Origin of the sequence: Vibrio sp. T20 (genome assembly GCF_007858795.1) — a bacterium.
In the GTDB taxonomy this organism is placed as follows: Bacteria; Pseudomonadota; Gammaproteobacteria; order Enterobacterales; family Vibrionaceae; genus Vibrio; species Vibrio satsumensis.
Window position 1 is genome coordinate 58,956 of sequence record NZ_VFEB01000254.1, and the last position, 14,853, is coordinate 73,808.

The following is a 14,853-nucleotide window of genomic DNA, read 5'->3' on the forward strand; positions in this document are numbered from 1 at the left end:
CTTCCGGTTTTAAGCCGGTGCTTAGCCAATACAAGCCGTCACATGGATATGTGAATGACCCCACGGACCGGACCAGCTACGTTCCACTGCTTGTATAAGGTGATTTTTTACATGAACAACTCGTTGTTACAGTCGCTAACTCTGTTAGCTCCTTCATCGCGTAGCGTTTTGCTTGCGGTTCTTTGTCCTGTTCCTTTGATGTCATTTGCTTGGCTCATGTTCACTCTATAAGGATTACTAGGACACATTATGAATATTCTATTTGGTTTTGTCGGTGTTATTGCACTGATTGCTTGCGCGTACCTGCTATCTGAAAGTCGTTCTTCGATTAACTGGAAAACGGTCTCTCGTGCTCTATTACTTCAGATTGGCTTTGCTGCTCTAGTGTTGTATTTCCCATGGGGACAGTTGGCGTTAACAAGCCTGAGTAACGGCGTTTCTAGCCTGCTTGGTTTTGCAGATGCTGGTATTGCTTTCCTTTTCGGTGACCTTGCTACTGAAGGCTTCATTTTCGCGGTTCGCGTACTTCCAATCATTATCTTCTTCAGTGCTTTGATCTCTGCGCTTTATTACTTAGGTATCATGCAGAAAGTGATTCAAATCCTGGGCGGAGCGGTGCAAAAACTGCTGGGTACAAGTAAAGCTGAATCTCTGGTTGCGACAGGTAATATCTTCCTTTCTCAGGGTGAGTCTCCTCTTCTTATTCGTCCTTTTTTAAAGTCTATGACTCGTTCTGAACTGTTTGCTGTCATGGCAGGTGGTATGGCGTCGGTAGCCGGTAGTGTACTTGGTGGTTATGCTGGTTTAGGTGTTGAACTTAAATACCTTATTGCCGCAAGCTTCATGGCAGCTCCGGGCAGCTTGTTAATGGCGAAGATCATTGTTCCTGAACGCAGCACACCGAGTGACTACGACCACATTGAACTAGATAAAGCAGACCAAAGCAACGTGATTGATGCATTGGCAAGCGGCGCGATGAACGGTATGAAAGTCGCAGTGGCTGTTGGTACTATGTTGATTGCATTCGTGAGTGTGATTGCGATGGTCAACACAGGCCTAGAAAGCCTAGGTGAGACGTTCGGTTTTGCGGGTATTACGCTGCAAGCTATCTTTGGTTACCTGTTCTCACCACTAGCGTGGCTGATTGGTATCCCGAGTGATGAAGTATTGATGGCGGGTTCTTACATCGGTCAGAAGATCGTAATGAACGAGTTTGTTGCTTTCATCGATTTCGTTGAGAACAAAGCACTGCTATCTGAACACAGCCAAGTGATTGTGACATTTGCTCTATGTGGTTTTGCTAACATCGGCTCTATCGCGATTCAACTGGGTTCTATCGGTGTGATGGCGCCAGAGCGTCGTGCTGAAGTTGCTAACCTAGGTTTGAAAGCAGTAGCAGCTGGTACGCTAGCAAACCTAATGAGCGCATGTTTAGCGGGTATCTTCATCCTGCTTTAAGCTAGATTCAGTTAAAGCGGACACTTTTCTTGCGGATTCAACGTGAGAAGGGTGTCCGCTTTTTTGTGCCTGATCGTTAAGTCTGGCCATTACGTCATTGGTTATACGGTGGGTAACGCTCACTCGGAAGAGTAATAGAGGCAACCTCTTTTATCCGATATACTTGTGTATCATCGGGTTGCGATTAAGAACACTAGGTTGTGATTCAGAACAAAGGCAACCAAGTCCAATAAATCAAAGGTTTTTCCATGAATATGCGCGTTATCATCGGTCTTATTGCTACTTTCATTGGCTTGTTTACGATGGTTTATTTTATTGCTGGTGGATCTCAGTTTCCTATCTATCAGTGGCCACAAGAGGCTTATCTCGGTTTGGTGTTTAGCGTCGTGTGGGGTACTGGAGTAGCAGCATCGGTCGCGTACTTCTTCTCGGCACTGGTGTTTGTGACTGCCGCTGTGGTGTGTTATGCGATTGGATACAAGATCGGTGGTCTGTTTTCGAACGACTCTAAAGTCTAGCTGATTTGATCATATGATTGAGTAGTATGTAATGCATTGGCGTGATCGTTTTAAGGTGTATTGGTATCACCGAAAGCAAACCAAGCGTTGGAAAGGGGATAAGGCAAAGTCTTTAGGTTGGACCAATGAAGAGAGTCAGTTGTGTCGCTTCGAAGTGATTGCTCGTTCGGCTGATTTCGAAAATAAGAGTGTTTTGGACTTAGGGTGTGGCTATGGGGAATTGTTCGAGCTGCTCGACAGCATCTACCGCATTCAATCTTACACCGGTGTTGACCAACACGCAGGCTTCCTCAAAAAGGCCAAGCAAAAGTACACAGAAGCTCGCTGCCAATTTATTGCGGGTGATATGAGCAAGATGCCTCTTGAAACCCATGACGTGGTTATTGCTAGCGGCTCATTGAATTACATTTCTCGAGATTCTGATTACCTGACGAATATGATTACTCGGATGTTTGACCTAGCGAATCAAACCGTCATATTTAATCTTCTCGACTCTAGCCAGTACCCTTCGCGCAATACCTTGATGAGCTATCATCCTCAAGGTGTTTATCGCTTTTGTAAAACGCTGTGTGACGATGTCTCTCTGATAGAAGGCTATGCTGAAGGGGATTTCACGATAGTGATGAACAAGGCTGTCTGAGCGTTTTAGCTTTATGCTTTGTACGCGCTATTGATATTTTTCAGGTATTAAAAAGCCGCACGCCTTAAAGGTGTGCGGCTTTTTGGTTTTTGTCGTCTGGCTTAAGTGTTCTATTTATTCTCAACGAGCCCGTAAGGAATCGTTTTAAATATCTTTGGGTTCCCTTTGAAGGTTGGTGCTTCATTCACTTGTTGCCAGTCAAGCAACATGATTGCCAATACGTTACGGTGCTCTCCGTATTCAAGGTCAAAATCACCGGTGATTGAAGGGATCATACCGCGCTTCTTATCAATCGAGGATTGGATAGCAAGTCGAGTCTTCTCTACAACTGGATCATCTTCAAGGCCTGCCAACAGGAAAGTTAAGCCAACCTCGGCAATGACATCTTCTTTCGCACGAAGCAATATCGTATCGATGTTTTCTCTGAAGTAATCGTAGATCCATTGATGATCTTGTTCGCTTACTTGGTGTTGATAATATTCCGAATCACCAAAGATCACGTGTGTCATACCATAGATCTTATTGCCGTATTGTTGGCTAGAGAGCTTCTTGTCTTTATCGTCTGGGTACGCTTTTTTGAAGGTGTCGACGAACTCATCAACCACATCTTGTTCACCTAGCTGGCGTAGCCAGTAGACTTGATTGGCTAATTGAGCTGCCCACGCTTTCACCATGTCTTCATTGGTAACGTATCGTGAGAAGTCATAGCGACGAATGATTTCACGTAGTTTGGCATCGTTCTTGTGTTCTAAACCGTATTCATTGGCACGAGCCATAGAACCAAGAAGGTCAACGCCTAGGTAAAGGTATTCTGGCATGTGCTTGGTGATGTTGTAGCGTCGAACACTGCGTTCATCGCTATCGCCAACATAAGATGCAACGCGCTTTTCTGAGTAGAGCACGATTTGTTCCATGGTTTGAACGTCATTCGACAGGGTGTTGAGCTTGCTTGCCACTCGTGCCATGTCACTCCATACCGCAGCAGAATACTTATCATCTAATGTCTGGCGATACATGCGCAGTCCGTAGTGACCCTCTTTGAATGCAGGCAGGGTGTAAAGTTGGCTTTCGTAGGTAGCGCGAATGAGGTCAGCAGATTGCTTGAAAGATTGTTCTTGAGAATTGAGCGAATCGGCTTGGGATTGAATACTCGATACATTTGTCGCCAGAGCGTTCTCTTGTGCGTGAACAGCGACCGTAATTGAGGCCGATAGTAATGTGCACAGTGTAATCGTTTTTAGCTTCATGTCGTGAGGTACCAAGCTGATTAATAGTCTATGTAAAATAACATCGATGAATCCTTTAATGTAAGGTTTGAGTCAATACAATGTAAGCTTTATAAGGTTTACTAACCCTTTTTGATTAAGTAATTAGTATAGTTAACAGACCTGAAGTGATGAATGGCACAATATTTGATAGATAGTAGACGTTAGTATAGATTTTTAATGACTTAGCGGCATACTGGAGCAATAAGCCAGAAATGAGCCGTTATCAGGCAGTATATAGAACAAAAGTGTTAGAGGTTCGTAAATGCCAAGTGGTTCTAGCAAGCAGTGGTCTGCCAAAATAGTATCTGTTCTTTTTTTCCTTACGATAGTTGGCGCGATTGAGTTTTTTCACGCCAAGCAATTAATTTTTCTTAAAAACGAATCGTATTCAGAGGCAAAAAAGCAACTATCCATTATTCGTTCTCGGATTGAAGTCGCGATCGTGTCGGATATGTATATCCTCAATAATTTCTCGACTTTAGTGACCATTAACCCTGATGGTGAAGTGAAAAACTGGGACAAGATTGCTGAGAATATCATTCAAGATGGCTTCCATATTCGACTTATCGCACTCGCCAAAGACGACATTCTAAATTTTGTTTACCCTCTGGAAGGTAATGAGCAGGTTCTAGGTATTAATTATCGCGATCACCCAAACCAATGGGAGTCTGTAGAGATAGCTCGTAATCTTGGCAATACGTTTATTGCGGGTCCCTTTGAGCTGTTTCAAGGAGGGCAAGCCCTTATTACACGTACTCCGATCTTCCGAGATCCGCCTTTCAATCAAGATTACTGGGGTGTATCTAGCGCTGCTATTGGCTTAGACGAGCTGTTTGAAGATGTCGGAATCGGGAAGATCGAGAACAAGTATCAACTTGCGATACGTGGTAAAAACAGTTCAGGTAAAGATGGCGCTGTCTTTTATGGTACTCAGGATGTGTTCGATAATGCGTTTGCCACCGAACAGGTAAGTTTCCCATATGGTGGTTGGTACCTTGCTCTTTCTGGTAACGAATATGTATTGATGGATGAACCTTGGTACCGAATCCAAGCGGTAAGGCTAGTGGGTTATTCCATAATGCTAGTGCTGGCGTTTGCCTTCTTTACGATTTATCGCCTGTACCGTATTGCAGATAGCCGCTCAATGCATGATGAGCTAACGATGTTACCGAATCGTCGATACTTTATGTATAGCCTCAAGCAGGCCTTTAAAACTACTCAAAAACAGCGAGCGAGAACGTTTGCCGTTGTAAATATCGACCTCGATGGGTTTAAAGCGATCAATGACACTTATGGTCATGCAGCTGGCGATCAGGTATTGATCGAGTGTGCAAACCGAATTAGGAGTGAACTACGAGTTTCAGATATCGTCGCAAGGATAGGCGGTGATGAGTTCTTAGTTTTATTGCCACGCATCATTGATGATCAACACGTATCGTCGATCGTGACTAAACTACGAAAGGCGATGTGCGCGGCACCAGTTGTTTACGAGGCGCACTCTATTTATCTTCGAATTAGTGTTGGTTGGGTTATTCATAATAACAACTACAATGATGTCGATGCGCTCTTGAAAGCGGCTGATGAAAAAATGTACGAACAGAAGCGTCAAGTTATCTAGGTTGAATTTGAGCTGCGATTAGAATTTAGTTGCTGAATGTGGGGAAAAGCCTCAGAATACCGCGCTTTGCTCCGTATCAATGTATTTGATGAGCAAAAGCTGAAGCAACGCATTTTTTAACGTGTTGCTCATACTAAATGTTATTCAACTGAGAAAATAATCTATGAGTTTTACCTCCCTTGGCCTTTCTGAACCGATCCTTAAAGCTATTGAAGCACAAGGTTACGATAAGCCATCACCAATACAAGAGAAAGCCGTGCCAGCTGTCCTAACGGGCAAAGATGTGATGGCCGCTGCTCAAACAGGTACAGGTAAAACTGCAGGCTTCACGCTACCTATTCTTGAAATGTTGTCAAAAGGCCCTCGCGTACGTCAGAACCAAGTACGTGCGCTGGTGTTAACGCCAACTCGTGAGCTTGCTGCGCAAGTAAATGGCAGCGTAGTGAAGTACGGTATTAACTTACCGCTTACCTCTACGGTTGTGTTTGGTGGTGTGAAGATTAACCCTCAGATGCAAAAACTGCGTAAAGGTAGTGATGTGTTGGTGGCGACACCGGGTCGTCTACTTGACCTATATAACCAAAATGCCGTGCGTTTTGACCAACTAGAAATCCTAGTGCTAGATGAAGCTGACCGCATGCTAGACATGGGTTTCATCCGTGACATCCGTAAGATCTTGGCTTTCTTACCTAAGAAACGTCAGAACCTACTGTTCTCAGCGACGTTCTCTGATGATATTCGCAGCTTAGCGAAAGGCTTAGTTAACAATCCTGTTGAGATTTCAGTAAGCCCTGCTAACTCGACGGCAAAAACCGTTGAGCAAAGCATCTACCCAGTAGACAAAAAGAAAAAGAGCGCAATGCTAGCGAAGCTAATCAAAGATAACGATTGGCGACAAGTGTTGGTGTTCAGCAAGACGAAACACGGCGCGAATAAGCTTGCTCGCTTCCTTGAAGAACAAGACATCACTGCTGCACCTATTCATGGTAACAAGAGCCAAGGTGCACGTACTAAAGCCTTAGAGAACTTTAAAACGGGTAAGGTACGAGTACTTGTTGCAACTGATATCGCTGCTCGTGGTATCGATATCCCACAACTGCCCCAAGTAGTTAACTTCGATCTTCCACATGTATCAGAAGACTATGTACACCGTATCGGTCGTACTGGCCGCGCTGGTGAAGTAGGTAAAGCGATTTCACTGGTTTGTGCTGATGAAGTGGGCGAGTTGTTCGGTATTGAACGTCTTATTCAACAAGTACTAGAGCGTCGTGAGCTTGAAGGCTTCTCGCCAGTAAACAAGCTACCAGAATCTCGTTTAGATACACGTCCAATCAAGCCTAAGAAGCCGAAAAAAGCAAAACAGCCACGTGAGCATGCTGATGGTCAACGCTCTGGTGATAACGCTCGTGGACACAAGCCAGCAGGTAAGAATAAGCGTCATGTAGCAGGTAATGGCTCAGCGCCAAAACGTAATCCAACGTCTGGAAAGAAGCCTACTGAAAACAATTCAGCCGCGACTGGTGAAGATAAATCAGTAAGAAACAACGGCAGTAACTTTAAACGCGGTAATGCGGGCAATAAACCTGCTGCAAATAACGCAGGTTCTCAGAACACTCTGAGCAAGCCAAGCGGTGCGGGTAAAACTACCGGTACAGGTAAGCCAAACAACGCAGGTAAGCCTAAGAAGTCTGGTTACGGTGGTAGCTACGGTCCGAGCAAGTCGTCAAATAAGCCGACAGGCAACAAACCGTCACCGTCTAGAAGCCGCTCTAAGCCAGCTCCTCAGAAGTAGAGTCTCTTAGATAGATCATAAAGGTCCAATAACGAGAGTGCTTTTTAGGAGAGTTCTCGTTGATTCGGGACTTTCTGCTATCTAACTCAAATAAGCGCGAATATTGAATTTCAATGTTCGCGTTTTTTTATGGGCGTTGATTTGTAACTCAGGAGAGGTTTATTGCTGTTTAAAGTGATTGAACCTAAGGGAAGTACGGCATTTTGGGAAAGGGAAATGAATCTTTAAGGATTTATTAATAACAACATAATCACTAGCGTTTTTGTTGGATTTTGCAATTTGCAATTTCAGTTTGCAAAACAAATAAGCATTTACGAACAATACGTGTCCAGATGCGTAGTAAATACGTGTTTTAAAAGTTGGCACGTATACTGCATTAGTAATGGTGACCCTTCTTAAGCCGAGGGTCACCTAGCCAACTGACGTTGTTAGTGAACCTTTTTTGTTCACACAAAATATATGACCAATCACCCTTATTGTGATTGGTTTTTTTTTGCCTGAATTTTAGGTTCTATTTTTTGTTATTACTTCTTTACTCACCACACTTCGAATAACAGCTTGGTTGGCGAGGGCATTCTCCACCTCTGGAGCAGATAAGCCTTGCCTCTGTCTCTATCCCACGTTCAATCCAATTTATATTTAGAATCTTGGCTATTGTCGTGAGATCTTTCTTGATGTTGCGCGGGATTGCCACAGAGCCACCGTTGTTAACACATGATGCTTTTAGCTGCTCTGCTATGTCTCTTGAATTACCGCCTTGAGCATCAATCGCAGGGTTGAGATCTATACCAGCACACAACACACGATTGTTACCCGCGGGATCCGTCATATTGATGGATTCACAGCAGTAGATTCTTGGCTCGTCTCCCACATTTAAAATGGAGATTTGAGCCGAGCTTCCCGCTCGAGGCTCCGATAATCGACGGAACACAGCCCAATGTTGACATGGATCAGCGACCGTTCTCATATTTCCCCAAGGCAGTGGAATCCCGTTCCCGCGGTATACCGCCTTGAGCTTCCCAGGCCCGTAAGCATCAAAGTAATGCCAGTGAGGGTAGGGCGATACTACTGTCATTCGGCGCATTGCAACAGAGGGGGAAACCCCTGCTCTTTTGTGAACGTCGATTTCGTAACCAGTGCGGTCGAGTAACTGTCTAAATGGGACTTTCGGACACAGCAGTGCTCCGGCAAAGAAGCTAGATTCGAAGTCACGCCATGCTTGAAGAATGTCTTGAGAGTTCAGCTGAGAAGAGCCTGAAACTTGGTTGTCGTCCCATGTATTGTTGTTACCTACCGACAACACACTTTTTAGCCCCTCTTTGCTGTGCAGAATGCAATGGCCGATATAAACCGAGAGGTCGTATTTTAGACGAGTTGGGTATTCCTTGAGAATTTCGTTTAAGAAGATAGTACCGGGAGGCTCAAAAAATGAAGTAACCAGTTGCTTGGCATTAATTCCTAGCTCGTCGACTACGTCTTGAGGTGTCCGTGTAACCCAGCGGATGTTGATTCCTAGGCTTCTAGCGATGTCTATGAGGTCTTCTACGCTGAGGTTAAGACGTTTTAGACCAACTTCTTCTGCAGCTCGCTCAAGGTCAGGGAAGTGGTTCTGGTTGCTCTCTTGGTGTGCCCGAATCAATAGATGCGCAAACTGGCGACCGGAGATTCCCGTTTGCGAAAGCATCTCAGGAATCGCGATTTGAAGAATGTCGTTGGAAAAAAGGAAGCTCGGTTCGAGTGCCATGCCACTTATTCCACCCCGATTTCCTTTATCAGGTGCAATGGCTTGTTGTTCCGATTCATCGTCGAGGAACCACGTTGGGTTTTTCTGAAAGACCTGGGCAATCACTTCTAGCATATCGATGCTTGGGACCCGCTTTCCACGCTCAATCATTGAAAGGTAAGAAACGGAAGGTGCGTATTCTGGGTTGATCCTAATACAACGCGCAGACAGGTCTTCCATCGTTAAATGGTTACGTTTTCGAAGGTTACGTATTTTCGTACCTAGGAAATGTGACTGACGAACTAAACTTTTTGACAAGGCCATATTTGTAAAATTCACATTGTAAAATTTTTGTTGTGAAATTGTATGTAAAAAAGCGCTAATCTACAAACTAAGCAATTCACAAAATGACAAATAAATTAAACGTTAGTTTGGAATAATTGCTCTAGGACACATTTTCGCTGTAGAAATCGGTGAGTTTCACCGGACTGGTCAAGAGGGAAAGACTATGAATATGCTGACATTCGATAAAACAGAAATCCAAAAACAATCAAAGCCATTTATCGCTGAAGCTGTCTTTGCCGTGGAGACAATCAGTGCCAACCAGCAAACTGAGAAGCAAGTTAAAGCAAAACAGTTGCTTGATCGACTATTCCCACTAGAGAATGGCTCACACCAAGACGTAACCAGCTATGTAGTCGATTACCGTCATATCATGGCTTACTTTAAAGATGGCCAGCATAGTGGCCTAAAGCACCCTAAACAGTTTGTAGCGTACATGGGGGAGAAGAATGACCCAGACTCAATCTTATTCCGAGATGGCAGTGGCAGCCACTTAGAGGTGATGTTTGGTTGCCATAAAGGGACGGGTTGCATCGAGTTGGTGGAGATTGATGATATTCAGTTAGAATCATGCACCACATTCGGCCAATCACCAATGGAAGCTACGACTACAATGCGCGAAGAGACTATCGCAGCTATGCGCCACTGGATCAGCTTGATTCAAGGTGATTCAAAAGGTAAACCAAAGGCATGTAGCGAAGATAAAGAGTTCAGAGCAAAGAGTGGCGAAGATTACTGCTTGAATTACTGCTATCAGCTTTAGTGTCACAAAGTAGGTTCAGCTCGCTGTAGAGTTTTAACCCTGTAAGTAATAAGTCAATACTTATAGCTGAACAAAAGCCGCCAAGATTAACGTACTAGTTAGTCCTGGGGGCTTTTTGTTGTTCTTTTTAAACGTATGTCGATGAATGCTTCACTGCCTTTAGTTAAGTCGTGTCAGTGATAAAGCTAAAGAGGCATGACTCGATTGCGACCAAGTGATTTTGCTTCGTAAAGCAGTTTATCTGCACGTTCGATCAACGATTGTGCTGATTCGCCGGGTTCAAGTTCAGCAACCCCAAACGATGCGGTGATGCTGCCGACTTGTTCACCACTGCGGCGATCTTTAATTGACAGCTTTTCAAGAGATCGACGATTGGTATCTGCGAGCTGACGGGCAATACGCAAAGACTTGTTTGGCACTATGAGTGCGAACTCCTCACCGCCAAATCGATAAGCAGAGATACCTTCTCGGCAACTTAGCTTCAGCTTACGAGCAATTCCTTTAAGAACCATATCGCCAAACAAGTGGCCATAGGTGTCGTTGAAGTTTTTAAAATGGTCGATATCGAGAAGAATCAAACACAAAGATTGCTGCGCTTCGCACAAGGTTTCCATATCTCGATCGAAAGAGCGTCGGTTATAGAGTGTCGTAGTACTATCAAAGAGTGCATCTTTCTGAACTTCTACCAGCTGGCTTTTAAGCTTGGTGATTTCTGACGTTGCAGAGTTTAGCTGAGAGTTTAAAAACTGAGTGGAGTGACGAATGTGACGTGATTCAGAAACCAGTTGACGAACCAAAGACATGACTTCATCGATCGATAAACTTTCATTATCAACACGAGCTAAATCTTCAAAGCTTTTATCGATCATGTCAGAAAATGCAGAGGTGTCGGTCAGGGTGTCGTTCATCGAATTCGAAACTTCAGAAACTAACAGTTCCAAATTAGCGCGAAGGTCATTGATATTTGTTTCGGATTTGCTCGCAACATAATTGTTATATAGCTGCTCACCAACGGCTGGAGGGCAAATACCGTAGTGTTCTAAAACACCGTCCATGTCTTGAGTCAGCTGTGGGATAGCGTTATCGACATAGGTGTACCAAAGTGCGTAATTTGCAGGTGTAGTAGACACCCTGTTTTTCATCATAAGAGGCACCGCTTTTTTTAGATTTGCGGTGGATTTCTGAAATTCGTCTTTGTTCATTATTTTTACTGCAGATACCAAAATAACTAAAGCCACTTGTCGACAAGGTTAGCGGATTTCGCAGGTATTTGCTTTAAAAATTATATGATTAATGGATGAGGATTGGATAAATAACTTATTTTTATTATGAATATCGATTGCGTATTCATATGCAAGATCTAATGGGTTGTTCTTTAAACATATTTTTGGTTATTCACTTTGTATCAGCGATGTAAATATCAACACTAAAGCTTAGCAATGATTTCAGAAAATGACGCTCTAAATTGATGAGTAAAAGTGTAGTTGTTTGAAATAGGGGGCTAGAGATTGAAGAGTGTGGTAGAGGAAGTTATCAACGGAAAGGGAGTGTCGAAAACTTTTCGACAGATACAAAAAAGCGCCGATAAAAATCAGCGCTTTAAAATTCTTTTTAGCTAAAAGCTAATTATTGAGCAACAACGTTTGCTGCTTGTAGGCCTTTTTGACCGTTTTCAACTTCGAAAGAAACCTTTTGGCCTTCTTTCAGAGTTTTGAAGCCTTCAGAAGCGATTGCACGGAAGTGTACGAATACGTCAGCACCGCCGTTGTCTTGAGAAATGAAACCGAAACCTTTCTCTTCGTTAAACCATTTTACAGTGCCAGTATTTGTGTTAGACATAATTTGTCCCTTATTCATAAATTTTCTAAATTGTTGATTGCATTACTGCAATGCGCTGATAATTGAATTATTTAATATTGCTAAGAAATAAGGAAAAACTACTTACAAAAACGGGTAACGATTTTACATGTCATTTTTTACTATTCATCTAACTTAAATAACTCCGGCTAACAGAGCGAGTGCATGTTAACACAGTCTTTCCTGTTGTACACTCATTGATTGAGAAATCAGCGAGTTTTTTTGTCATGTTGTGCTGGTTAACAAAAACTACCTAAAACAGCTGATGGTTTTATAAAATTACGCGCCATGACAAACTGAAAAGGAAGCCTAAGCCTCCTTTCCATGATTAGTATAGACGATATTAACGCTTAAAGTTGATATCTTCAGTCTGATCTAAGTTAATTTTTGTTCTAGCTGGTTGAGTCTCTGCAATCACCTTACCGTGACGCACAGAGTACTGCACTGGTACCTGGCGACGTACTGCATCAAAGCCATTGTCAGCAGGAAGAATCAGTAGGCTACCAGGCTTACCTTCTTCAATACCGTAGTTGTCTTGGATGTTCAGCGTGCGAGCGGAGTTATTACTGATCAGATCAAGCGAGTTGTTGATTTGGTCGTAGCCCATCACTTGTGTTACATGCAGCCCCATATGTAGTACCTGAAGCATGTTCGCTGTACCTAGTGGGTACCATGGGTCAAACACATCATCGTGGCCGAAACACACATTGATGTTTGCCGCTAGCATCTCTTTAACTCGTGTCACGCCACGACGTTTTGGATAATCATCAAAGCGACCCTGTAAGTGAATGTTCACTAACGGGTTCGCAACAAAGTTGATACCAGACATCTTCAATAGACGGAATAGGCGAGAGGCATAAGCACCGTTGTACGAACCCATCGCAGTAGTGTGGCTAGCGGTGACCTTTTCGCCCATTTCAAATTTATGAGCAAGGGCTGCAAGTGTCTCAACAAAACGAGATTGCTCGTCGTCGATTTCATCACAGTGAACGTCGATCAAGCAGTTGTATTTACGTGCAAGTTCAAATACATAATGCAGCGATTCAACACCGTATTCGCGAGTGAATTCAAAGTGTGGGATAGCGCCAATCACATCAGCTCCGATCTTCACTGCTTCTTCAAGTAACTCTTTGCCATTAGGGTATGAAAGAATGCCTTCTTGAGGGAATGCAACGATCTGAATGTCGACCCACTCCTTCATCTCTTCACGAACTTCAACCATCGCTTTTAATGCAACTAAGGTAGGGTCAGACACGTCAACGTGAGTACGAACGTGTTGAACACCATTAGCAATTTGCCATTTCAGTGTTTGCTTCGCACGAGACTTTACGTCTTCAATTGATAGTAGTTCTTTACGCTCAGCCCAACGCTCAATACCTTCAAACAGAGTGCCAGAAATGTTCCAGTTAGGTTCTCCAGCTGTTTGAGTAGTATCTAGGTGGATATGCGGTTCACAGAAAGGAGATACTGCAATGCCACCTTCAGCATCAAGGATGTCACCTTGATGGTTAATTTGTGCGTCATTATCGAGAATGCGAGAAAATTGACCATTTTCAATCAGGATTTGTTTCAAGCCCTCTTGGTCTTGAAGTTTCGCGTTCTTGATTAATAAGGTTGTCATAGTGTGTCCTTAAGCGGCCTGAGATTTCAGAGCTTTTTTATTCAATAGAGGATTTAGCACGAGGTAACTGATTGCACCGCCTAATACTGCGTTTAAAGGAACAACGCCAGGTAGGAAGTGACCAGCGGCTACGCCTGTTGCTACCGCGATAATGCCAGCCCAGTTAACGGTTTGGAACTCTGCATTTGCAAAATCTTTGTAACGTTTACGATTCGCGAAGAAGTCGGCGATGATTACGCCACCAATGGGTGGGATTGCCAGCGAAAGAAAGGTTAACCAACCTACGAAGTTGTTGTATAACCAAAGCGCAAAAATCGTACCGATAATGCCGTTAATGATAGACATTGTAGTACTTGAGCGGCCTGTAATGTTAGATAAACCCAGACCCGATGCATAAAGTGCATTTTCATTGGTCGTCCAGATATTCAAGCCAAGCACGATGATAGCTGGAAGAAGTAGACCCTGCGCGATCATGACGTCTGAAATGTCAGCTTGGCCAGTTGCGGCAGCGCCAGCAGCACCAAAGATGAACATCAGTGAGTTACCGATAAAGAATGCGACCATAGTAATCAATACTGCGCTTGCTGGCTTTTTACCAAAGCGAACGAAATCGGCAGTCAACGTACCCGCACTTACAAACGAACCGACAACCATTGCTAGGGCCATAGAGAAGTCCATTGGTGTTTCTGGTTTGATAAGTTGTAGCTGCTCTAAGCCGCCAACGCTATCTACTGCTGTTAATACTGAGTAACCACCAAGAATGGCAATGGCAGGAACGGCGACCGCCGAAAGCACCATGAGCGCTTTGATACCGAAGTACACGGTTCCAGTCATTAGCAAGCCAGATACTATAATCAGGGTATTGGTATCAATGCCAGTCGCTTTTTGTACTGGAATCGCGAACATTGCCACGCCTACTCCAAACCAACCGACTTGTGTACCGCCAAGTAGAGCAGAAGGGAGCCATGAGCCTTTGGTACCGAAAGAGAAACGAGCTAGAAGGTGAGTAGAGAGGCCAGTAGATGAGCCGATGTAGCCAAGAAAAGAAGTGTAAATACCGAGAATTAGGTTACCGATGAGAACGGCGAGGAAGAAATCGTTGAATGAAAGGCCTGTCCCGAGTGAACCACCGGTCCACATACTTGCAGAGAAGAAAGTGAGCCCAAGCATTACCATGGTGAGTGAAGCGACTCCTTTCCTAGCCGATGTAGGAACCGGCCCTAGACTGTAGTTATTATCAGCAGCCATTTTTT

Annotated in this window: 12 protein-coding genes; 6 read left to right on the top strand and 6 right to left on the bottom strand. The window is 43.9% G+C overall.

Annotated features, from left to right (window positions below):
* Window positions 1-249 precede the first annotated feature (249 nt).
* The 3 genes from FTW16_RS23825 to FTW16_RS23835 all read left to right on the top strand — a co-directional run bounded on the left by FTW16_RS23825 (window position 250) and on the right by FTW16_RS23835 (window position 2,616).
* Window positions 250-1,458, top strand: a complete 1,209-nt coding sequence (locus FTW16_RS23825; protein WP_146492737.1) for a NupC/NupG family nucleoside CNT transporter — start codon at window positions 250-252, stop codon at window positions 1,456-1,458.
* Window positions 1,459-1,706: 248 nt separating this feature from the next.
* Window positions 1,707-1,976: a hypothetical protein gene (locus FTW16_RS23830; protein ID WP_146492738.1), complete on the top strand. Its 270-nt coding sequence runs from the start codon at window positions 1,707-1,709 to the stop codon at window positions 1,974-1,976.
* 31 nt (window positions 1,977-2,007) lie between these two features.
* Entirely contained in the window at window positions 2,008-2,616 is a 609-nt protein-coding gene (locus FTW16_RS23835) for a class I SAM-dependent methyltransferase (RefSeq protein ID WP_146492739.1), read from the top strand.
* A gap of 110 nt (window positions 2,617-2,726) precedes the next feature.
* Here the strand turns inward: FTW16_RS23835 and FTW16_RS23840 are convergent, their stop codons facing one another.
* The gene (locus FTW16_RS23840) at window positions 2,727-3,863 is read right to left on the bottom strand and encodes a DUF3541 domain-containing protein (RefSeq protein ID WP_146492740.1); all 1,137 of its coding nucleotides are present in this window, start codon (window positions 3,861-3,863) and stop codon (window positions 2,727-2,729) included.
* A 283-nt stretch (window positions 3,864-4,146) separates the two neighbouring features.
* On the opposite strand from FTW16_RS23840, the gene FTW16_RS23845 reads away from it, so the two are divergent.
* Window positions 4,147-5,502: a diguanylate cyclase domain-containing protein gene (locus FTW16_RS23845; protein ID WP_146492741.1), complete on the top strand. Its 1,356-nt coding sequence runs from the start codon at window positions 4,147-4,149 to the stop codon at window positions 5,500-5,502.
* Window positions 5,503-5,665: 163 nt separating this feature from the next.
* A complete protein-coding gene (locus tag FTW16_RS23850) occupies window positions 5,666-7,294 on the top strand; it encodes a DEAD/DEAH box helicase (RefSeq protein WP_146492742.1) in 1,629 nt (542 codons plus the stop codon).
* A 532-nt stretch (window positions 7,295-7,826) separates the two neighbouring features.
* Here the strand turns inward: FTW16_RS23850 and FTW16_RS23855 are convergent.
* A complete protein-coding gene (locus tag FTW16_RS23855; RefSeq protein ID WP_019823380.1) occupies window positions 7,827-9,356 on the bottom strand; it encodes a DUF3612 domain-containing protein in 1,530 nt (509 codons plus the stop codon).
* Window positions 9,357-9,525: 169 nt separating this feature from the next.
* Here FTW16_RS23855 and FTW16_RS23860 point away from each other — a divergent pair, with 169 nt between their 5' ends.
* Complete coding sequence (locus tag FTW16_RS23860) at window positions 9,526-10,122, top strand: hypothetical protein (protein WP_146492743.1); 597 nt, start codon at window positions 9,526-9,528, stop codon at window positions 10,120-10,122.
* A gap of 185 nt (window positions 10,123-10,307) precedes the next feature.
* Here the strand turns inward: FTW16_RS23860 and FTW16_RS23865 are convergent, their stop codons facing one another.
* The 4 genes from FTW16_RS23865 to codB form a co-directional block, all read right to left on the bottom strand.
* Window positions 10,308-11,324, bottom strand: coding sequence for a GGDEF domain-containing protein (locus FTW16_RS23865; RefSeq protein WP_060981653.1), 1,017 nt, complete (start codon window positions 11,322-11,324; stop codon window positions 10,308-10,310).
* A 424-nt stretch (window positions 11,325-11,748) separates the two neighbouring features.
* A complete protein-coding gene (locus tag FTW16_RS23870; protein WP_004730009.1) occupies window positions 11,749-11,961 on the bottom strand; it encodes a cold-shock protein in 213 nt (70 codons plus the stop codon).
* 361 nt (window positions 11,962-12,322) lie between these two features.
* The gene (locus FTW16_RS23875; RefSeq protein WP_146492744.1) at window positions 12,323-13,600 is read right to left on the bottom strand and encodes a cytosine deaminase; all 1,278 of its coding nucleotides are present in this window, start codon (window positions 13,598-13,600) and stop codon (window positions 12,323-12,325) included.
* A 9-nt stretch (window positions 13,601-13,609) separates the two neighbouring features.
* Window positions 13,610-14,848: a cytosine permease gene (codB, locus tag FTW16_RS23880; RefSeq protein ID WP_060981651.1), complete on the bottom strand. Its 1,239-nt coding sequence runs from the start codon at window positions 14,846-14,848 to the stop codon at window positions 13,610-13,612.
* Between the last annotated feature and the right edge of the window lie 5 nt (window positions 14,849-14,853).

Coding starts and splice junctions, on each gene's coding strand:
- FTW16_RS23825 (WP_146492737.1), top strand. CDS start 250: ATGAATATTCTATTTGGTTTTGTCGGTGTTATTGCACTGATTGCTTGC.
- FTW16_RS23830 (WP_146492738.1), top strand. CDS start 1,707: ATGAATATGCGCGTTATCATCGGTCTTATTGCTACTTTCATTGGCTTG.
- FTW16_RS23835 (WP_146492739.1), top strand. CDS start 2,008: ATGCATTGGCGTGATCGTTTTAAGGTGTATTGGTATCACCGAAAGCAA.
- FTW16_RS23840 (WP_146492740.1), bottom strand. CDS start 3,863: ATGAAGCTAAAAACGATTACACTGTGCACATTACTATCGGCCTCAATT.
- FTW16_RS23845 (WP_146492741.1), top strand. CDS start 4,147: ATGCCAAGTGGTTCTAGCAAGCAGTGGTCTGCCAAAATAGTATCTGTT.
- FTW16_RS23850 (WP_146492742.1), top strand. CDS start 5,666: ATGAGTTTTACCTCCCTTGGCCTTTCTGAACCGATCCTTAAAGCTATT.
- FTW16_RS23860 (WP_146492743.1), top strand. CDS start 9,526: ATGAATATGCTGACATTCGATAAAACAGAAATCCAAAAACAATCAAAG.
- FTW16_RS23865 (WP_060981653.1), bottom strand. CDS start 11,324: ATGAACAAAGACGAATTTCAGAAATCCACCGCAAATCTAAAAAAAGCG.
- FTW16_RS23870 (WP_004730009.1), bottom strand. CDS start 11,961: ATGTCTAACACAAATACTGGCACTGTAAAATGGTTTAACGAAGAGAAA.
- FTW16_RS23875 (WP_146492744.1), bottom strand. CDS start 13,600: ATGACAACCTTATTAATCAAGAACGCGAAACTTCAAGACCAAGAGGGC.
- codB (WP_060981651.1), bottom strand. CDS start 14,848: ATGGCTGCTGATAATAACTACAGTCTAGGGCCGGTTCCTACATCGGCT.